Consider the following 20,292-nt stretch of genomic DNA (forward strand, 5'->3'; position numbering starts at 1 on the left):
AATCATAAATATAACGGCCTAAATCCCATCAGCGTGCACACCGTACTACCACTTCCATTGCAATCCCAATTCAGCCTTGCCTAGCTGCTGACCTCGAGCCCAACTGCCGCCTAGTAAACCATAGTAACTCCCCCAGTTAGTCTGCTTGCTATACCCTAATTGCATTTGCCACGTCGTACTTGGCCCTGCCGCAGGCAAATACAGATTGGGAGCGGTTAAATTGAGTGCACTATCACGCCCAAATTGATGTGTAACACCAGAGCGAAGCCAAATATTTTCTTCTGTATTTATTCTCCGCTCAACTCGAATACTTGCTCCACCATACCAATGTGAAGTTTGTTCAAAGCGCCCTTTAATACTTTCATCCTGTAAATCCCAATTAAAATTTGCGTATCCAATATTTAGCTGTGGTGCGAGCGTCCAATTATCAAACACTTCAAACACCTTCCCGACACCAAGACTCATTGCCCAAATAGGCGCAGTCAAGGTATTGCTATAGGCATCTTCTGTTTTAACCTTTGCACGCTCATACCCTAACAAAGCAATAGCACGCCCATACCAACCATCCTTTTCCAATTGACCATATAAGCCAGTCTGAAAACTATTAACATCCAGATCAGCACTAGCACGTGATTGAATAAGCGCCCCCTCTCCGGATGTGTTGAGTTGATTGTGACTCCAAGCTAAAAAAGCCCCTCCCCGCCACGACTTACTATCATCGAGCTGACCATCTCGATCAATACCTATTGTTACAGAACTCCCCCAACCATCAAACGAAAAGCCATAATCTTCACTTTGCTTTAAATGAGTGGCATCGATTTTTATCCAAAGATCATTAGCTACATTTGGGACGGCATCTAATCGTTGCTCTAGAGTGCTTAAATTACTACGCAAAATGATTTCGGATACCGCAGGCAAAATGCCATATACAGGTATTTCTGGCAGTAAGCGAACAGGTTTTAACGTGGGAGATACTTCTGGAGATACAGGTACAATAATTGGGACAGGAGGAGTCAGCGGAGGCTGCACTGGCTGCGATGGCTTACCGGCATTAGCATCAGGTACCACAGGGGGGGCAAATGGAGTCTGCAAAAACCAGTTCGTCTGTCCATTTTCATTTTTTTGTACAATTTCCCATACATATGGACTCCCCTTCAAACGGACATCATATATATTGCGCGCCCCAACTGGGTTGGCAGCAATAAAAGTATCGCCCCGTGTCACAGTATTAAGAGATGATTGAGCAAAACGAATTTGTTCCCCTAATCGGCCTGAAGATCCATCATTATTAAATTGAACACGTGTTGTTCCAGATAAGTTACCGTCAATTTGCAACATCGATGACTTTTCAAGATTTGCTGAAACATGATCAATTAAAAGGCCATTGGTACTTTGAAATGGGCCTAAGACATTTAAAGTAGAAAATTGCCCTCCGCCCCCTAAAGAAATCGTCCCAGCATTATTCAGTCCGGCAGTCAGTTTCGCATTCACTGGCACATTCAAAGTGCCTGAATTAGTTAACGTTGCATTACTTGCTAAAGCCAAATTACCTGCCATCGCCAAGGTCGCACCGCGATGAATGAATGTTAATTGCCCCCCAATTTTGTAAATCAAGTACATTCGGTCGCGAACGACCATCGGCTGTCGTTGCGACAGAAATAACCGCACCATTTAAAAGTGATAATTGATTTAATCCAGTGCTATCGCGCAAGTTGTTAATACCGGAAAGATCAGTTTGAAGTAAATCAATCTGATTATCTCGACCGGCAATAGTTAGCGTCCCGTCGACCTTACCACCCTGTAAAATCAATTGATTATTTGTGCCTGACACTATTGTTGTGCCTGCCAAAGTTCCCGCAGCCAACCAAGCTTGCCCTCCGCTACCCGAAATATTCAGTTCATTCACTGTGCCATTATTCAGTATACGTCCGCCATTCAAATGGACTCCTGTAGCGATACCGCCTAGCGATACAGTCTGCCGTCCGCCCGAATTGATACTTGTATTCTCAGCAGCCCCGCCAGACAAAACAAATTGGCTTGCGGAGACTAGCTGTGTATCAATCACTCGCCCTCCCGATGCGATCTGCTGCGTGCCTGCATTGAAGGTATTGCCACTGGCAATGCCGCCAGCCTCAATAAACTGACGCCCACCATCAATCACCGTGTTATTAGCACGCCCGAGCACGACTTGATCGGCTGCGCCCAAAATAGTCGAACTAGCAACACCACCCAATTCTATTCTTTGATTGCCTGCAGCCACGGTGGTTGCTGAAGCCAGCCCGCCCGACAAAACCTGCTGGGAACCGCCATTCAGCAAAGAATCGTTTGCAATACCACCCGCACTAACAAACTGCCGACCACCTTGCGCAATCATATTGCGCGTAGCAATACCTTCAATCGTTTGATCACTACCACTGCCAACCGTAGTATCAAATGCTTGCCCACCTGCGCCAACATCCTGATTACTATCATTTAGGATCGTTTGCCGTGCAACACCACCAGACAAAATACTTTGATTGCTATTACTATTTAACGTACTGGATACAGCAGAACCCCCAGCAACCAGCTGATCTGCCCCTGCATTTAAAGTCGTAAAACTAGCCACGCCAGCAAGAATATCTTGAGAGCCACCTGAAATGACCGTATTACTCACCGAGCCTTGCACATTCTGCGCGCCATTTTGCTCAATCAAGGTATTCGTCGCCGAACCGCCAGCAAAAATGCTTTGAGTTCCCGAAACCACCTGCGCCCCGGATGCCAGACCTCCACTATAGATATTTTGATTACTTCCAGATAAAACGGTGGTATTGGTTGCCACACCTCCGGCTGAAATAATCTGGCTGCCAGAAATCACCGTCGTTGTTGTCGCCAAACCACCTGATAGCACTCCTTGATACCCATTACTTACCACCGTCTGTACTGCTTGTCCGCCACTCTGCACCAACTGAACACCACCCCCAACAATATTTGTATTGTTGGCTAATCCAGCGTTATATTGATAACCCGTGTTAATTAAAGCGGAGTTCACCACCCCTCCCGCAGAAATATACTGTCGGCCGGTAATGTTACTTTGATCTGCCCGCCCTCCTGAATTCACATACTGACTTCCCACCACATCATTTGCTTGTAACAGGCCGCCAGAATAAACAATTTGTTTGCCATCGATATGTGATGACCTCACTATCCCACCAGACAACACCTCTTGTGTCGCTGGCGTCGTTACCAATCCATTACCCACCACGCCACCATCAATCACAAACTGAGTGCCAGAGTCGACGGTCTCACCAGAAATAGTACTCGTCACTGGTGTGGTATATGCCTGCACCAACGATGAAGGAATCAAAAGCACAAACAATAAACGAGAAAGAAAAATCGATTTGGAAAAACAACGAAAGCCATACCGCAAATTTTGAGAGCGAAATTTCATTGATTACCTCTTTCACTTAGACGATTAGAGCTCGCCGTGGAACACGATTTAATGTATCGATCACTTGCAACGGTGTAATTAACCGCGTGCATTCAAATTGCCTAGGCGTATCTTTATGCCGAGGACACCAAAAAAAATCCGCATGATCAAAACTATGCCGCGGATCATTCCAACAACTATTGCAAGTGTGATGATTGAAAATACGATAAGGGGTATAAAATTCATTGATTGGATGAGTAAAGCCGCTAATCAAAGCGACAGGCGTTCCTACCGACCACGCTAACCAAGCAAGTCCACTTGACAATCCAACAAAAAACTCAGCATTGCGAATTAACTCCGCCCGCTCCAGCAACGGCAAATCCCCAGTAAAATCTTCTGCACCATGAGGTAATGTAGTCCAAGTTAAACCACTGCCATGGCATGATTTTTGGTCAATACATAAAACACGCAACCCTTGCCCCTTAAGGTGCTTCACAACCTCAATCCACCCCGTCGGGTGATTCCAATATTTGCATTGCGTAGAACTTTGCACCGCAATACAAACATAAGGCTCAACAACTCGCCGAGGACCATCCAACGATGTAATTTTTGCAGGCTCTTCGCTAGGATCAACTCCCAACAAATGCCCAGCGGTACGATGTAAACCAAAACCAAACGAAAATCCCCAGGTTGATAATGATGTTCCTCATCACCAAAAAAATAAACCCAAGTAATAAGTCGCATAAAATTCAAACGTATTAATTTCTTCTGGAGTAAAAAAACGAATCGTTGGATTTGCTTTAGCAAAAAGAGGAATTAAATTTGCAGCCATTGAACATGTAAGGTGACACCGATGCTCGGCAGCAAAACGTGCCGCATAAGGAAACCAAGCCAACACATCCCCTAAAGTACCCACCGGAAACTGAATCAAAACAGGCTGGTCTTGCAAACTCAATCGATGATCCAAGATTTTCTGATCTTTGTCCCACACCTCTATATGAAACGGAACAAAGTACTTCTTACTACTCATAACCATGCCTGCGCGAATTTGTGTTTCAAACAAAATGTTATGGGTTTGCAGATCAGATAACCTTACTCGCCAGTCGCCATCGGGCAACTGAATACGCGCACCATCATTAAAATCAAAGAAAATCTTAGATTCAGACAACTGCGTTGGTGGATTGACTGCAGGAACAAAACAAGTCAAATGCACAGAAGAAGATAAAGGAGCGCTCATCTGAATAGCTAAATTTAAGAAAAATATTTTTTAGCTTAGACCAGTAAAAAATAGTTGCTGCAATAAATAAAGACAATCCTGATTTCGGAAAACATTAATTTGTAATGCTTATAAGACCAGCATCTAAATTTGATAAGCAACTACTTAAACGGGGTTACTTGGTGGTTACTTGGGTATTTTTAGATAAAAAAAGGACCTAGCATTGCTGCTAAGTCCTTGATTTTATTGGTGGGCCTTCACGGACTTGAACCGTGGACCAAAGGATTATGAGTCCATGTAGTCCGCCCGCCATTAAGCCCCAACATACGCCAATAGCCTGATTTAAATCATAAATTCGCCCTTCAAAACGCCATTAATCGCCACTGTCCGCCTGTATCGTTGACGATTGGTTGACACTTTATTCACTATTCATTGCTAGGCTCAGAAGATACATCAACTTTGCGAACTAACATTGCATCAATACTGGCTTCAATCCCAACTAGAAAAGCCCCTAACTCAGCACAAGCAACTTCATATTGATCAGACTCTAATAAGTTAAAAGGTTTTTCTAGCAAAATGATTTCGCCATCAAAAGAAAAATCATTGGGATGATCCTCAACCGCCAAAATAAGTTGTTGCTCTTCTGGTGTACGCTTAACAATGAAATTTAGCATCTGCGTAAGATGTCCAGCATCCTGCCCCTGTTGATTTGGTGAATCAACGACAACAGGAAACAACTTAGAATCACCCTTCTCATAAGCTGTATGTAAAATAGCAAATTGATACGCAAGTAATGACCGGGGCAAAGCGCTTCCACTAGCCGAAACACTAGCATCTGGGCGTTTTTTTACATCTTCACGTAAATCCTGAACCTCTAATTCACTAGCAAATAGCTCAATTCTTTCAGAATAAAAGTCGTTGATGGTTTTTGTACGTTCAGGCGAATCAAACTGTGAAACTTTATCTTTCAATGAAGCAACAGCATCCTCCTGCTGAGTTAGCTGCCGTTTAAGTGCATCCAAATCCTTTGCAAAAGCACCTCGTATTACGTCAGAGCTATGACTATCAATGACATCTTTTAGACGTAAAAGCCCTTTCTTAGTCTGTAGAATTCTTTCAATTTCCAACGTTTTACGTTTTATACGGTTAATCTTTACCTGTACATTTGCAAGGTGCTCTTCGCATTTATGTTGATCCGCAACAAGTTCCGCTAACACATTCCTAAGTGTTACAGCATCATCTATTAACTCAAGACGAACATGAAAGCCACTTTCATGAGTCGTACCGCAGGTCGGACATGTTAATAATGGATCAGTTTTAAATTCTGTTAAATATTTTAAATCACCCTCTAAATCACGCAGCGCATTACGTGCCATTACTATCTGGCTAGTCAGCAACTCTTTTTGAGTTGCATATTCAAAGGCCTTAACTCTAAGTGAATCTTGCTCGTTCCTTAAATGCGTAGAATCTCTCAACAGCTCGGCAATTTCATTTTTAAACCCCGTAATATCTAAGGCTACCGCAGGTCTTGGCAATGCTTTTTTTTACTCGAGACAGAGCGACTTGAACAACGCTCATTTCTTGATTCAAATTATTTACTGCAGCTTTTGCTATAGATTCTTTAAATTTAGCGACATAATACCCATTAGGACGCTGACCAGTTACATATGCCGCAACGGGTTTCTTCCAATTAGAAAATTGTGACAACTTATCAAATGAATTCCATTGCTGTAGCCAACTCCCATCTTGATCCATATAAAATGGAAGAAATAAATAAGGTGGCGTAGCTTGTGACAATGTTTCTTGGTGTGTTGGCAGCATTAATCGAAAATCAAATAAAGCTGCAATTATCTGGGACCACTCTCGGGTAACTCGTAGTCACACTAATTCGCTGAGTTGAATCATCTCGAAGCGCATAGACATTTGCGCGTCTATAGGCAGTATATGATTTTCCGTCAAGCTCAAACTCTACAACAGATACTGCAAGCTTATCCCATCTATCAGTCTTTCCCTTAACCTCACACCCCAATGTTCGGAAGAGATGCTTGACGATAGTCGATTTTCCCGTGTGATTTCTTCCCACCAGTAGAGTCCTCTGCTGGTTGAATACAATCTTGCGCGCCGCTCTCGCAATGTCTGAAACGAGCCAAAGTTTTTTGAATCGCAAACGTGTCATGTTTGCCTTTCCTTAAATTTCGTACAAGCCGAAGGGTGTTAGAAGTATGGTTATTCATTGTTCCATCCAATAAAGAACCGCAGCAAGTAGATAATCTTTTTCTAGCATTCCAAACGATAATTTCTTGGAAGAGCTCATGACCTGATCCACAACCCAATTAGCAACGTCCCAAGATGTCACCAAATGATCAGGCACTGATTGAAGTGTCAAAGAAACTAATTGCTTAAGCGATGCAAGTACATCAGAAGCTATCCCAGCTTTTTCCACCAAAAATTGTCGAGCAGCACGTTTTATTGCTTCACGCCGATTATAAGGGACATTTTCTTGGGCAAGATTAGCTAAACAAAAACTAATAATTTCAGAGTCAGGTCGACGAGACAATGTTATAGAGAGCATACTTGTAAATTGAGATTTAGAAATGCCCCTGATCCGCCCTAAGTCCTCAAATGTTCCTGCATCTTCTGTAGATGTCGCTTTAATCTTAATCTCACTATAAAGTGCTTTACAAAATACATCCGCCCTAACTACGTGATCAGGGAATTTTTCAGCAAGATAAGATGAAACTCGACCAATCGCATGATTTTCTAAATCATCAATTGCTAGTGGGCTGCGAACAAATTTAAAAGAGCTAAAATCAATATCAGATTCAATAACTCCCAATTCTTTAGCAATAGACTGACGCAACGAATTAGACAAAACTGGATCAATATCTGACCCCAAAAATTCACTGCGGGTTGTAGAGTCATCAGTAGTAATTAACTTCAAATCAACTGGAGCATTACTAACAAAAGCAATAATTTTCGTTTCGTTTTTTACAATACTTTGAGACTCATGAAGCTTAGTAAGAATCGATTTACCGACTTTGGGTGGTTTAGATAATGTCGTTTTTGTCCATTTTCCACCAGCCCCTTCTTTTTTCTTTAACTGAAACAAATCAATTTCGGTTGGATAAACTTCATCATTTAATACTGCAACATCTTCAATAAACTCTAACAAAAAAAGGTAGTTATCTTTTTCAAGGTCTACCTTCAATAGATGGCACAATGCCCAATAACGCTGAAACTCGTGGCCCTTTCCCCCATGTCGTCCCCCACGTTCTTTTGTAAGCGAATCATTCAATGTGTCAAGAAATGCCATCTAGTTGCTCTGTAGTTAGCGAAATAAAGATACCCGCGCTAGTACAACATAAACTTTCGAGACAGTGCAAGGAAAAACAAAGTTTCACACCTATAATTACTTGCAAAACCCTGACTTCAGTTGAACATCATGCAAGTATTTTTGCAATCCATGTTTCTGAATCACTTCCAGTAGTTTCAAAGCCATGCCACTAGGGCGCTTTGCGCCTGACTCCCATTTTTGCACTGTCGATTCACTGGTGTTCAGGTAGCGGGCAAACACAGGCTGGCTGACATGGTTGAGTTCGCGCAACTCTTTAATTTTGGCAGGCTCCAGCTCAAGCGGTACAGCAAAACAGGAGTCATTAAAAGTACGCATGGTTGCTTTATCAATCGCACCGACTTTAAGCAAAGCACTGGCCGATCCATGGATAACCGCGAAAGCTTCGCTTTTGAATTTAGGTTTTGTCATGGCATATCTCCATCAAGTCTTTGTCTTGCAATAATTGTACAAGCTGGCTGTTCGTCATCCCTTCATAAGCCTTGGCAAGCAAGCGAAAACTAGCCAGTTCATCGGCTTCAATATTGGCGCGGTCTTTCTTGGCGAACAAGTATTCGTATACCCAATATCGACCCGCCTTAGCCAAAATAATCGAACGATGCATATTGCTGTTCAGACGCTTCTTATAAACGCCACCGCCCAGATCATCAGCTTGACCTTGCAGCACCTGCCGGATGGCATCACACAGCTCGGTGTCGGATATATGAGCTTTTTTTGCGGCCTTGGCAAACCATGCCGTTTTAAAGGCACGCGCACAGGATTCTGATAAATTTGACATACTTTATAGTAGCACTTGGTGCTACCAAAAAACAAGAAGGATACAGAAAATCAATGAGGAAGATCAGTATTCATGACGGGCTAAGATCTACGCATAAACGCTCAGACTCTTTGATTTTATTATGTTTTTTTAATACCAATATCACATCAACACGCATAAACTGCCGCGCTTCGCTTGTCGGCTACTCAAAAAATAGTGAACAAAAGACCGTTCACCATCTTTTGACCAGCTCCTATGCCAGAATTTGGCTATATCGACACATTAGCAATCACCGTGTATGGACTATAGTCACGCATAAACACTCAGATTTCATTGCGTTTCAGGCGGTCTTGCAACTGAAGCAGAACATGCTGCGCGGATAAGCCTGTGTCACTTGACGTTTGAATCAGTTTATCTAGGTCTGCTTCGCCCCAATGCTCACCATGGTCGTCAATAGCTAGCCAGTTCTGAATCCGATAAAAATCGACCCACCGCTTAATTTGCTGATACCGACTTGCAGTGCTCCAGTAAGAATATGGCAAGCCTCGGTTGTAATTGGACACGCAACGGACATGATGCCATGTTGAACCTATAACTCGTTCACGTAGCAAAGGCGGAAGACATCCCCGCACAGGAATATATTCAAGCCAGCGCCCCCAGCTTGTACTCAAAACAATTCGTACATCAGGGTACTTTTGAAGTGACTGACTAAGCAGGTCTGCCCACATGAAAAGCGCGCCGCTCCCCTTCAATACAGGACACCGACTAGTGTCTAAAAATACAGAATCGGGATGAAGTACGCCATCAAAATCAAGGAACAAAATCATGGTATTCCAATGAAATCAGCCGCACACGACCCCATGTGCTTAATGTAAGCGGAGAACATTTTCCCTTCCTTGACGTGTTGACTTTCTTTCTAAAAAATTCCGCATAACTTGTAACAAAAGAAATAAAGCAATACCCTACGTTACCCCCCAACAAGTCACGTAAGGAAAGCAAGTTATGAATGCAATTATGAAACTAGCCCTTGTTACCGCATTCTTATGTGCGGGCATAAGTGCTTACGCTGCTGATGCCAAGCTTGCGGCCGCAACAACCGTTGAAAAGGCGCTTTCTTGCGAGTTGCCCAAGGGAAAATACAAGACAGTACAAAAGGCGCTTGCAACACTAGGCACAAAGGCCAAAGACGAGGTGTACACGCTCAGCACACCTATAAACGTATTCGGACTGCAAGTAACTCAAATAAACATTAGCAATGATGATGTTGAGATTTACATCTCAAATATACCGGGCGCAAAACTTGATGAAGTAGGTAAAGCGGCAAAGCTTCAACCACTTGCTGGTGATTATCAGCTTGATACAAAACATGGTCAATTACGCGCAGCAATTCGTGACCACAATGTTGTTTCCTTAAGTTGCACAGTTAAAAAATAAGTTTTATTGCATGCAATTTTATTAATCAATTTCAGGAAATAAAAATGTCAGGATTAGCTCGTACAGCAGGAGTAACAGCTCTCGGAAATTTAGCCGTTCCTGTTGGGCTTTTTTCAGCAATTGCATCGATCGGTTCTTTGGCCTTACTGATACTTGTATCAGACGCTAGAAGAGGATCAACGTTTGCCTTCTTTATTGCGGCCACGGCTATTTGTTTTTTCTCAATAAGATTTCTTCAAACATTAGCAAGTAAGGCACGAACACTTATTGAAAAAATAAATAAACAAGAGGGATTAAACCTGAATCCTCAAAATATGCTGGGCTACCCAAGCCCTGCATTTCTTGTTTTTGACAAGAACAATAGAAAAATCGCTATTTGCAATACAAGCACAGAAGAATATTTATTGCGGGACTTTTCATATCTTCTTTCATGGAATTACGAATGGACAAATGTCAATAAAATGCAATTTTCAGGATTGGGGAACAGGCTTCCCGGAACAACTATGCAAGCGCCAACTTTTGAGAAAACAGAACACCAACAAGGGTTTTGTTTTGTTATTGAGGTCGCAGATGAAAACAATCCACGCCTAACCTTTCCGATGACAGAGGCCAGAGCAAAGGAATGGCATTCAAAGTTTAATGCCATTTTTAATGTATGAGTTATTTTAATATAAACAATACGATTCAGAACGATATACGTACATATACGAATTAAAAACATACAACAAAAAGGAAAAAATAAAAATGTCAACCTTTGAAATAGTAGCACTTGTAGTGCCAATGTTTATAATTGGTTATCTAGTTTTTTTCCCAAGCTGGCTAAAAGAGGCGACAGAAAAAATATTAACGGTCGCGATGGGACTTTCAATGGACTCAATAAAATTCACTGAAACAATCGTTGAGATAACGATGATCATGGCTCATTTTCTAGGTCGAATAGCAACCACACTACTACTAATTGGTGCACTAGCAGTATTTTTCAATGAAACCTTGCCTATTTTTGGTCTAGGCACCCAATTTATATGGAGTGAATACAATCTATTGCGAGAATTATTTACTAAGCCATACACTTGGGCTGCAGCAACTACTATTATCACATCAACTGTTGCAATCGGACATTTAAGAAAACTCGATATCGACCGCCAAGAAAGGGAAGAAAAGCAAATTGAAAAGATAGAGTCCAAAATAAAAGAAAGGATGGAGAAAAATAAAATTCCTTCTTGCAAAAATAGACCATTGTTCTAATAAATTTCAAATGCGTTGCAATTGCAAAACTAATAAAAACTCCGTTCTACCTTTGTCTCCAGTCTTGGAAAATGGCCAGCGTGGTAAAAATGAAAGCCCCGTCTGGCCTATCGTTTCTTTCTCTTCCGAAAGACCTCCCAACAAAATTACCTCACCATCAGCCATGCTGACAGATGTCCGAATTTCACGCTTAATCAAGGTAGGGCTGTCATTGACGCCATTTTCTGTTTTCACAAAATTAGATAACTGCTGCGCTAAATCAACATCAATCACGCTCTGCCTAACCGCTGGACTTATATCAAAAATAACACCTGCCGATCTGTATTCAACGGACTGCACCGGCGCAGCGCTTCCATTGGGATAACTGACCGCGCCAACAATCGGCACCTCACTACCCACCATCAATCGTGACGATGCTCCTGAACGCACACGCAGACGCGGGGAGGTTACGATTTTAAAACGGGTATCCGTAGAAAGAGCAGAAAGGACAGCATCAACACTTGAATTACTAAACTGAATTGTGTTTTCTAGGGCTTTTACGCCAAGTTTTATCGAAAATTTTCCGCCGAGCAAATTCAAAGCAAGTGAGAATGCTGATCCTTCAGTCTTAGTCGTTGAAACTTCATAAATTGCGCCACTAACCATTACCTCGCCAGTTGAAACATCAACCGATGCTAATAGTCGCTTTAATTTTGCAATTTCATCAGCAGTCCCTTGAAAAAGAAGCGTATCTGACTGTTGATTCTGTATAAGCCCAGCTGCAGATGCAGGAGGTGGATTGGATGGAGTCTGCTCCCCTGGCAGCGTCTTCACGGATCGCTGCACAGAAAATGCACCATTACGAAAAACCGCACTAAGCAAATCAACTAAATATGGTAATGAGCGATATTTCGGCTGATAAACAAATACATCATAATTTTCAGCTGCAATTTCTTGCTTTTTTAATGATACAAAATCAATGCCATTACATGTTTCTACGGCAATGCCCAATGACTCAAGAAAAGCTCGCCAAAATTGGCGAAGATCTCCTTTCTCTGATTCAAACCGAAATGAAACAACACGTTCATCACGCAGCACATCTGGCGAAATAACATACGGCTGATGTAATGCTTGCAAATATACAAGCCCCACTACCTGAGCGACACTGACCTGTTGAAAATCGAATTTAACAGGCTTTAACTGGGCTGAATTTACTGTCGTCGACAAAAACAGGATTATGATAAAAAATACTCTTTTCATTTTACCGCCTCAGTCTGAATGATTGCTTTTAAAGGCGATCCGGAAAATCGTGTAACTCGCTCACCATCAATTTCACCGATCATGGCAATATCGCTAGCATGAAATATGCTCGGCGACTCCACCCGCAATCGACCTGAATTATCGACAACAACAGACCAGCGTTCACCATCAGTTTCAAATGATCCTACGACACGCCAATTTTCAGAAAAAAGCTGCTTTTCCTTGGGCGGAATAACAGAAGGAACTGCAGACGTGGATACCGCAATGGAATCCTTAAGTGAACTAGGTTTAGACGTAGAAGGAGGATGAAAAAAACGCCACGTTGCAACGCCAGAAATAAGCATCAAAATAATTAGAAATATGGCATAAACCCATAACGTTTTATTTGCAAAGATATTCTGGCGTTTATCAATTACCGTTTCTTGACCCTGACCACCTGTATAGGATTGGTACAATGGAAATATTTTCGGATCATAACTTTTTTGGCGGGTATCAATACGCGTTTTGCTATTTAATTTCCACCCTTCATGGATATCGACACGATACCTTTTTGAGAAGCCAAGGCTTTTATGCTTCTGCATCCGAAATGTGAATTCAATTACATTTTTAACACTACGGTGTAACCCAGTTACATCTTGGGTCATCAAAACAACATCGCATGCAACCGCTGTCTTTTCATGAACATAATGACGATGCATTCTAAAATACTGCATATGCTCATGACTTAACTTACCATTGTCCGTTCCCCAGAAACGCCAAGCCTCATCAATGGCAACTAAATCACCACCTTCGACAACAGATTCCAAATCAGGTTTTTCTTCATCAGGAAAAAAACAAGCCTGTGATACTCTTTCATTTGTTACATGAATAATGTGACCGAGTTTATCTGACTCTATATTTTTATTATTTATTAGATACTCATGGATTTTATCTTCATTTATCCCCGCGACATTCGTAACCACACGACGACCATTGGAAATCGCCTCAAGGATGACCGACGAAACAACTTCAAATGATTTCCCTGACCCTTGCAATCCAGCATAAACGTTAATTGCCATTAGCCAATCACCGGAATTCTGCGAATAATAAATCGGGTAACATAGGCAGAAAGAATTAATGGCACTCCAGCAGACACATTGAACAAATCTAAAAAATACCAAACAGATGCAGGAATAGCACCAAGAGAAGACGAAATTGAATTTGCATGCGGCAACAAACCTGAGCCGATCAAAACTTGTATAAATTCAGTAACGACAAAAAACAATCCGAAAAACAAAACAAACTTAACAATAATTGATCTAATAACAAATCCAAGTATTGTATTTAGAGCCGATAGTAAAATCCCATACATGCGTCAAGCCCTCAAAATAATTATTGCCGCAGCCAACAACCAAACAGCTCCCATCACGGAAAACAAAATGAGCGCTGCTCCTCTGCAATGTTGCAATGCGACTCCAGAATATATGTTGAACCAAATGCATTAAACGACGGCTTTGGGCATACGGATTGATGAGAAGGCATGACAAAAGATCGAAAATCTGGGAATAAATTAAATAGAGGTTGCAAAATCTGCTGAGCTGTCGGAGTCGCTTCCAAATTAGGGGTGCCAATATTTGGATCAGGGCCAAGGTTTTGCAAGGGATTATTGGCCGCCGGATTCGTATTCGGTGATGGATTTTGGCTTGGGTCTTGCGTAGTTGACGTTGGAGCAATTGGCAAAGTCCACGGTTGGTTTGTTGCTGGCTGAGGTGCGACAAAATCCTGTACTGTCGGCCAATTTTGTGGGTTTTGCTGCCGCCACACGTCAAGCTCCTGCGCTGTTATTGGGTCATTAGCCAAGTATGGCAAACCGGCATAACCCGGCTGAGCAGCAGCATCTCGCCACAGCTTATCAGCAAGCGGAGCCACAATTTCAGGTGATAGTGGTTTTGCTAATTCAACTGGTGATAAATTATTAATTGCCTGTTGTGCAGATAGCTTTAAATTATCTGGTGCATTATCAGGAACAGTCTGCGGTGCAACACAAGAAGTAGCATTTGATACTTGCCCTTGAGGACAATTACGAGGCGCGCCACTTGCAAAATATGAGGCACGGAAATTTGAATAGTTCGTGGCAGTACCATCTGCTTTTGAAACACGTTTCACAATACAGTTGAAGGTGGTAGAAGAATCGGCTGCACATCCATCTAGATAAAAACTATAAGTAGTAAAATTTGCATATGTTGAGTTATATGTGTCAGCAAAAGCAGATTGAATTGTGGACATGGCATCTGAAGCCATGTAATTGTTTGTTTTCCAATAGGCTCCGCCAGCAATTAATCCACCAGTTGTTGAAGGTGAACCGCTCGGTTGTATTTTTTTCTTTTGGGTAATTGGGGTAGCATCTTTTTGATCAGGTGAGAATAGCCAGTCTACAACTCCATTAATCGCCAGCGTAACTCCAACAGTAACCACAGCACCAACACCAGCAGCAATCGCAACCGTAGCCCAAGCTGGGGCTGTAATAGCTCCTGCCACGACAGCTGCAGCAGTTGTTCCAGCAACGCTGGCTGCCCCCAGAGACATAGAATTAAGAGTAGCCCCGAACCTCGGATCATTAACTGCGAACCCCCGTTTTACTGCCTTGATTTGTACACCCGCCGAGAAAACCCTCTGCATTGGACTAACTGGAAGCGCCATGCCAGCTAGAATGTTTTTTGAAAACAATAAAACAAAAAATACAATTATTAATTTCTGCAATTTAAACATCATTTTTAAATCCAGATATTGCAGCCCATGCACAAACAATGCCCCATGCAAAAATAAATAAATACCATAACTGATTTATTGTCATTTCAAGCACTCCAAAAAATTGATGCGACTTTCGCCGCACCAATTTTAAATATCAACAGATATTAACCGCCTTTAATCATACCAATCACAATTTTTGCACCTTTGATTGTGATATAAACGCCAGCCAGCATTCCGGCGATTGCCAATAGAGCGGTAATTACAGTACCAAAGTCAACAGCGCTTGTTAAAGCGGTTAAATCTGGGCCTGTTCCAGCAGCAAATGTTACTGGAGCCAAAACAGCGGCAATTACTAACAATCCTGCTTTTTTAAGTAATTTCATTTTTCATCCTTTATTTAAAATACTGAGAAAACGCTCAGCGCGCTTTACTACGATTAGCCACGACGAATCATGCCAATAACTAAGCCAATTCCATGACTAACAAAATATAAGCCTATGACTGTTGAAAATGACATAGCCCAAATAGCCGATGCATATCCATAATCGAATTGAGCAAAGGCAGCTTCAAAGTTATTTTGTTGTGATGTATCCAATAAATACGCCTGTGTTTGACGTGGCTGATAAAACTGGCTGCCAATTTTTGGACAAATTTGCTGCTGAATTTGAGTGGGTGTAGCTGTAGTGGGAACGCACACCAGCACATTTGCAACCGTGCCAGCGTTCATGTGACACGCTCCATTTGCTGACTCATCGCCCTGATCATTTGATTGCCGCAACTTCTTGGCTTCAAATTCATATGATCGAATTCTGCGCAATTGGCAACTGCCAATTTATTATTTAAATCAATAAATGAAGGTATATTTTTTTTATTAAATTCAATGGATTGATTGAGAGTACAGTTATTGACACTAGTCCGAGGAAGTTCAAAATCAGAAACACCCCCAAAAACCAATTCCCATTCGCGCTCGCGCGTGATAATTGAATCTCCTGTAGCAACATCAATAAGTCCCTTCACTTTTTCTACAGGCTCGCGATATTTATTTAATCCATTATCTTTTTTTAATAAAACTTTACGATCAACCTTCATGATCCTTGTGAATTCAGCCCAATCGCCGTGATCAGCTGCATCTGCTGCTGCAGTAAATTCTTCACTAATTTCGCCGTCAATTCGACGTAACTCACGCCATACGCCAACTGGAGGAGTTCCGACAAATTGAAACTGACGAATCGCCCAACAAGATGACCACGCATTAACGCGCTCGGCCGCACTAACAATATTTAAGTCAGAATCAAAATCAGCCTCAGCAAACCCCTGCACATCAACCATTCCTTGGCCGTCGATGTTTTTACAAATATATTTAATAAGATAGCCAGCAGCACTGCCGCGACTCCAATCGATATCTTTAACATTAAATCTGTGTTTCCATGCCATCGGTTCATCTTTGTCCATTGCGCGAAAATACCTTCGGCATAAACGCACAAACACTCCGCGATGTTTTCGTTCGACAAAAATAAGTAAATGCCAATGCGGGCAGCCATCATGATGTGGCTCAGCAACACGAACACCATAAATCTCTATTCCGCGATTTGATAACGCTGTTCGAAGCAATCCCCACGTTTCACACAAATATTCCTGGGCCTGCTTTGGACTTGAAGCTAATTCCAAATATTTATCATTGCTAATTGGCACTTGCCAGAATTAACTAGTTTTTGTGCGTGAAATTTAGAAGGGCAAGTAAGTGTAATAAACAAACCACAGTGCCCTGCCCCTTGAGCAATTTCTTCAATGCCAGCAACACGCGTCATCAACTCCGCAATCCTGAGTTGCGGATTCGATACAGAACGAGCAACTAAGTCAGCAAGCGTAAACTCTTGCCCTAAATCATTAACAGCAATCGTAGTCGCCAACATTTCTTTGTTTCTTAAACGTTGAGATCTAAAGCGCAGCAACTCGGAATCCGAAACATAAGCTGACAATGATTTATTTACTAAACCTGCTTTGATTCGCTCATGCTCAAGCGCTTGCTTTTGATGAACACGTAATTTTCTTGTCCACCACGCAGAATCCATTAAACGTAAGATCGCCCCTTCCTGCTCTTCACTATCAACGGGAGCTAGATATTTCTGTAATGCATATTTAATTGTTTTTTCAGCAGCCACTTCTTCAGAATTCTGACCAACTGGATTTAAGCGAATGGATAAATTATTAATATCCATGACTCCAGCCAAAAACTTCATCTCCCCTTGCGCTGAACTAGCGCTGATTTCCCCACCAGCAAAACCCAAACGATTGCGTCCATAGACCTCTTTCATCTCATTTGCCCGTTTTTTTGCCAATGCTTTTAAATCGGCATCATCTGCCGCCAAATCCGGTGAGAACGGAATAGTACTTAGCGAATCACGATATTGGCGAAGCCAAAGATTTGCTGCTGGCTCATTGACGGTATCGTGAAGTTCTTGCCATTGATTCCGTAAATATGGATGCAGTGATGAGTGAATCTTTTTTCAGCACGCCATCAACAAAAAGCAGCTTTACTCGCAGCTTGCCGCTGCTGAACTTTTTCAGGGTGGAAGAAATCAGAAGAGGAGGCCATTTCTAGTCCTCGATAGCCATATAAGAATTGACCACCGGACGGCGGGTAAAACGTTCGCCGGTATCCTTGTCTTGATAATTGAATGGCTTGCCACGGTAGCCGCCGCAACTCACATTGATTTGAACCGTTTCGCCGATTTGTCCAAGACGTTTTTTGCTACGAATTTCAATCGTTGCTGGTTGACTGTATTCATCAGCAGAAGGAAGAATAACCTCGGTATAAACAGTGTCATCAGACTTACGCACTGCATTTACTCGTCCACATAAAAGGGCTTTATTTACAATCACTTTGGTTTCTTGTGGGGCACTCATGACTGAAATCCTTTTGAAAAAATGGGTAATAAACGTGAAATAAAGGTAATGAAATAAAACTACTAATACCGCTCATTGCATCTGCTGCCGCAGTCCTCGCGCTCACGCGCTCCGGGCTGCGTCATCAGTGCGATGAGCACGAAGGCTCACAATATTTGTGTCCAGTGTCTTGAACTCCTTATCTAAGCAGCGCTCATTCACCAAAGCTAAATTAATCAAAGACCAGCGCCCCAGTGGAACGGTCGGAAGATAACCTCGATCACACCACTTATTAACAACATCAAGAGTTACACCCACTAACTCAGCAAAACGTTGCCGTGTAACAACCGGAGTTGTGGCGGGTGGTGGCAATAGAGGGACACTTGCATCTTGTACAATCTGGTTCATAATGTTCTCAGTAGACCCTAAATATCGTCTCAATAAGACGATATTCATACAAAGGAGGACGATTTGTCAACAACTAATATTGAAGAGCGACTAATTGTTGTGTTGAAAGCAGAAGCACAAGCGCACGGATTCTGGTCAAAGCTTGAAAGTGAAACGGGAGTTTCCGCCCAGCGATGGCGAAAAGTAGTAAGTGAGCGCCAAAGGCCGACTTGCGACATGATTGAAGCTGCAGCCAAACGTTGGCCACAATTTTCACTTTGGCTTACAACCGGTATTGCATATGCGGAAATTGGACAGATACGGCCCCCTGCCGATGAATACCGACGAACACCAAAGCAAAAAAACCGTGGACCGCTCAATTTTTGAAGTTGCAGATTTCATTGCATGAAGAGTGCAACGTAAGCGGGATTGATCCGGACAAAATTGAAGTGAATTCTCAACTGGCAAGGAAATATTCATCTTCTATCAGTACAGCGAAAAAAATGAGTGCTCAGGAAATTTCTGCTTTTTTAAATGATGCTGAATCAAACTGGGAATCAGAAGATGTAATTGCCATAACAAACGAAGTAGAAGAAGGCAGCAAACTAAATTCCCTGCCAAGGTTTTGAAATGTCCATAAAGAAATATGCAAGTGGCGGATGGATTGTAGATATCCAACCGGGGGGAAGAGGCTTCAAACGTTACCGCAAGACATTTTCCACAAAAGCTGAGGCTCTTGCATGGGAAACGTGGGTAAAAGGTCAGGTTCAGCAAGAACCAGATTGGCAGCCCCAAAAACGAGATACACGTAAACTTTCCGAGCTGCTTGAAATTTGGTGGATCAACCACGGCCAGCAACTTCGAGCGGGCAAGAATACCCACTCTCGCTTGCAGCTGCTCATTAACGCAATTGGGCAATCCTGTCGCAGATAAATTTTCAGCCGATGATTTCGCGCGCTACCGGTCCAAGCGACTTGAAGCAGGTATTTCAGCCAATGCCATCAATCGTGAGCATGCCTACTTACGCGCCATGTTCAATGAGTTGAAGCGATTGAACCACTGGAACAGTGAAAACCCATTATCCGAAATTCGCAGCTTTAAAATTGTTGAGAAAGAATTAACTTTTTTGGCTAATGACCAGATAAAGCTGCTTTTTGCTGCTCTATCCGAAAGTAGCAACCCCGACACTTTACTAGTCAGTCAAATTTGCCTCGCAACCGGTGCACGCTGGAGCGAAGCAGAAGGGCTCAAGCCTACACAGCTTCGGCAAGGTGCAATTGAATACGCAGTAACAAAGAGTGGTAAAAACCGCACTATCCCGATTTCAGCTGAACTAGAGACTGAACTTCAGCAGCTCGCCAAGGATGGGCGAGCACGGCTATTTGTGAACTGTTATTCCGCGTTTCGAGAAGCCGTAGACCGATCTGGGCTTGCTCTTCCGGCTGGGCAACTCACGCACGTACTGCGGCACACCTTCGCGAGCCACTTCATGATGAATGGGGGAAATATTTTGACGCTGCAAAGAGTGCTAGGACACAGCGATTTGAAGATGACAATGCGCTACGCCCACCTGTCACCGGAACATTTGCAGGAAGTTCGCAACCTGAACCCTCTGGCGCGGTTGACACTTGGTTGACAGT

At 42.6% G+C, this 20,292-nt stretch carries 24 protein-coding genes, 1 tRNA gene and 1 pseudogene; 7 read left to right on the forward strand and 19 right to left on the reverse strand.

The features are described 5' to 3' along the window. Nucleotides 1-45: 45 nt before the first annotated feature. From GKO28_RS04165 to GKO28_RS04215, 10 genes and pseudogenes are all read right to left on the reverse strand, one after another. Nucleotides 46-1,557 carry an autotransporter outer membrane beta-barrel domain-containing protein gene (locus GKO28_RS04165; RefSeq protein ID WP_182075454.1) on the reverse strand — a complete coding sequence of 504 codons (1,512 nt, stop codon included), beginning with the start codon at nt 1,555-1,557 and terminating at the stop codon, nt 46-48. Further along, nucleotides 1,547-3,427, reverse strand: a complete 1,881-nt coding sequence (locus GKO28_RS04170) for a hypothetical protein (protein WP_182075455.1) — start codon at nt 3,425-3,427, stop codon at nt 1,547-1,549. The genes GKO28_RS04165 and GKO28_RS04170 overlap by 11 nt, the downstream gene beginning before the upstream one ends. Nucleotides 3,428-3,443: 16 nt before the next feature. Further along, nucleotides 3,444-4,643: pseudogene (locus GKO28_RS19230) on the reverse strand (autotransporter strand-loop-strand O-heptosyltransferase). A gap of 226 nt (nt 4,644-4,869) precedes the next feature. Next, nucleotides 4,870-4,942, reverse strand: a tRNA-Leu gene (locus GKO28_RS04185). A gap of 105 nt (nt 4,943-5,047) precedes the next feature. After that, entirely contained in the window at nt 5,048-6,157 is a 1,110-nt protein-coding gene (locus tag GKO28_RS04190; RefSeq protein ID WP_182075456.1) for a hypothetical protein, read from the reverse strand. Further along, the gene (locus tag GKO28_RS04195; RefSeq protein WP_182075457.1) at nt 6,117-6,443 is read right to left on the reverse strand and encodes a hypothetical protein; all 327 of its coding nucleotides are present in this window, start codon (nt 6,441-6,443) and stop codon (nt 6,117-6,119) included. Before GKO28_RS04195 ends, GKO28_RS04190 begins: the two co-directional genes overlap by 41 nt. Nucleotides 6,444-6,852: 409 nt before the next feature. Then, nucleotides 6,853-7,935 (reverse strand): DUF4297 domain-containing protein, encoded by a 1,083-nt coding sequence (locus tag GKO28_RS04200; protein ID WP_182075458.1) that lies wholly within the window; start codon nt 7,933-7,935, stop codon nt 6,853-6,855. Between the two features lie 96 nt (nt 7,936-8,031). After that, nucleotides 8,032-8,385, reverse strand: a complete 354-nt coding sequence (locus tag GKO28_RS04205; RefSeq protein WP_182075459.1) for a DNA-binding transcriptional regulator — start codon at nt 8,383-8,385, stop codon at nt 8,032-8,034. Beyond that, on the reverse strand, nt 8,372-8,752 hold the full coding sequence (locus GKO28_RS04210; protein ID WP_182075460.1) for a type II toxin-antitoxin system RelE/ParE family toxin: 381 nt from the start codon (nt 8,750-8,752) through the stop codon (nt 8,372-8,374). Before GKO28_RS04210 ends, GKO28_RS04205 begins: the two co-directional genes overlap by 14 nt. A 302-nt stretch (nt 8,753-9,054) precedes the next feature. Further along, on the reverse strand, nt 9,055-9,558 hold the full coding sequence (locus GKO28_RS04215) for an HAD domain-containing protein (RefSeq protein ID WP_182075461.1): 504 nt from the start codon (nt 9,556-9,558) through the stop codon (nt 9,055-9,057). A gap of 175 nt (nt 9,559-9,733) precedes the next feature. Between GKO28_RS04215 and GKO28_RS04220 the strand changes: the two genes are divergently transcribed. The 3 genes from GKO28_RS04220 (at nt 9,734) to GKO28_RS04230 (ending at nt 11,410) form a co-directional block, all read left to right on the forward strand. Continuing rightward, nucleotides 9,734-10,165 carry a hypothetical protein gene (locus GKO28_RS04220; protein ID WP_182075462.1) on the forward strand — a complete coding sequence of 144 codons (432 nt, stop codon included), beginning with the start codon at nt 9,734-9,736 and terminating at the stop codon, nt 10,163-10,165. Between the two features lie 44 nt (nt 10,166-10,209). Beyond that, nucleotides 10,210-10,824 (forward strand): hypothetical protein, encoded by a 615-nt coding sequence (locus tag GKO28_RS04225; RefSeq protein WP_182075463.1) that lies wholly within the window; start codon nt 10,210-10,212, stop codon nt 10,822-10,824. An 85-nt stretch (nt 10,825-10,909) separates the two neighbouring features. After that, nucleotides 10,910-11,410 (forward strand): hypothetical protein, encoded by a 501-nt coding sequence (locus GKO28_RS04230; protein ID WP_182075464.1) that lies wholly within the window; start codon nt 10,910-10,912, stop codon nt 11,408-11,410. Nucleotides 11,411-11,416: 6 nt separating this feature from the next. Here the strand turns inward: GKO28_RS04230 and GKO28_RS04235 are convergent, their stop codons facing one another. From GKO28_RS04235 to GKO28_RS04275, 9 genes are all read right to left on the reverse strand, one after another. Further along, nucleotides 11,417-12,649 (reverse strand): type II secretion system protein GspD, encoded by a 1,233-nt coding sequence (locus GKO28_RS04235; protein ID WP_182075465.1) that lies wholly within the window; start codon nt 12,647-12,649, stop codon nt 11,417-11,419. After that, the gene (locus GKO28_RS04240; protein WP_182075466.1) at nt 12,646-13,707 is read right to left on the reverse strand and encodes a zonular occludens toxin domain-containing protein; all 1,062 of its coding nucleotides are present in this window, start codon (nt 13,705-13,707) and stop codon (nt 12,646-12,648) included. The genes GKO28_RS04235 and GKO28_RS04240 overlap by 4 nt, the downstream gene beginning before the upstream one ends. After that, nucleotides 13,707-14,000, reverse strand: coding sequence for a DUF2523 family protein (locus GKO28_RS04245; protein ID WP_182075467.1), 294 nt, complete (start codon nt 13,998-14,000; stop codon nt 13,707-13,709). The genes GKO28_RS04240 and GKO28_RS04245 overlap by 1 nt, the downstream gene beginning before the upstream one ends. Nucleotides 14,001-14,053: 53 nt before the next feature. Further along, a complete protein-coding gene (locus tag GKO28_RS04250) occupies nt 14,054-15,400 on the reverse strand; it encodes a hypothetical protein (RefSeq protein ID WP_203563901.1) in 1,347 nt (448 codons plus the stop codon). 143 nt (nt 15,401-15,543) lie between these two features. Further along, nucleotides 15,544-15,762: a hypothetical protein gene (locus GKO28_RS04255; protein ID WP_182075469.1), complete on the reverse strand. Its 219-nt coding sequence runs from the start codon at nt 15,760-15,762 to the stop codon at nt 15,544-15,546. Between the two features lie 53 nt (nt 15,763-15,815). Next, nucleotides 15,816-16,106 carry a hypothetical protein gene (locus GKO28_RS04260; protein WP_203563902.1) on the reverse strand — a complete coding sequence of 97 codons (291 nt, stop codon included), beginning with the start codon at nt 16,104-16,106 and terminating at the stop codon, nt 15,816-15,818. Further along, nucleotides 16,103-17,047, reverse strand: coding sequence for a replication endonuclease (locus GKO28_RS04265; protein ID WP_182075470.1), 945 nt, complete (start codon nt 17,045-17,047; stop codon nt 16,103-16,105). The genes GKO28_RS04260 and GKO28_RS04265 overlap by 4 nt, the downstream gene beginning before the upstream one ends. Continuing rightward, complete coding sequence (locus GKO28_RS21095) at nt 17,038-17,748, reverse strand: replication endonuclease (protein ID WP_182075471.1); 711 nt, start codon at nt 17,746-17,748, stop codon at nt 17,038-17,040. Before GKO28_RS21095 ends, GKO28_RS04265 begins: the two co-directional genes overlap by 10 nt. Before the next feature lie 229 nt (nt 17,749-17,977). Beyond that, nucleotides 17,978-18,286, reverse strand: a complete 309-nt coding sequence (locus tag GKO28_RS04275; RefSeq protein WP_182075472.1) for a hypothetical protein — start codon at nt 18,284-18,286, stop codon at nt 17,978-17,980. Nucleotides 18,287-18,736: 450 nt separating this feature from the next. Between GKO28_RS04275 and GKO28_RS04280 the strand changes: the two genes are divergently transcribed. The 4 genes from GKO28_RS04280 to GKO28_RS04295 are packed head-to-tail and all read left to right on the forward strand — an operon-like array spanning nt 18,737 to nt 20,288. After that, nucleotides 18,737-19,039 carry a hypothetical protein gene (locus tag GKO28_RS04280; protein ID WP_182075473.1) on the forward strand — a complete coding sequence of 101 codons (303 nt, stop codon included), beginning with the start codon at nt 18,737-18,739 and terminating at the stop codon, nt 19,037-19,039. After that, nucleotides 19,036-19,281, forward strand: coding sequence for a hypothetical protein (locus GKO28_RS04285; RefSeq protein WP_182075474.1), 246 nt, complete (start codon nt 19,036-19,038; stop codon nt 19,279-19,281). Before GKO28_RS04280 ends, GKO28_RS04285 begins: the two co-directional genes overlap by 4 nt. Nucleotide 19,282: 1 nt before the next feature. Then, nucleotides 19,283-19,585, forward strand: a complete 303-nt coding sequence (locus GKO28_RS04290; RefSeq protein ID WP_203563903.1) for a hypothetical protein — start codon at nt 19,283-19,285, stop codon at nt 19,583-19,585. Further along, nucleotides 19,563-20,288, forward strand: coding sequence for a tyrosine-type recombinase/integrase (locus GKO28_RS04295; RefSeq protein WP_203563904.1), 726 nt, complete (start codon nt 19,563-19,565; stop codon nt 20,286-20,288). Before GKO28_RS04290 ends, GKO28_RS04295 begins: the two co-directional genes overlap by 23 nt. Nucleotides 20,289-20,292: the final 4 nt, after the last annotated feature.

It is taken from the genome of Deefgea sp. CFH1-16 (assembly GCF_016881365.1).
Classification (GTDB): Bacteria; Pseudomonadota; Gammaproteobacteria; order Burkholderiales; family Chitinibacteraceae; genus Deefgea.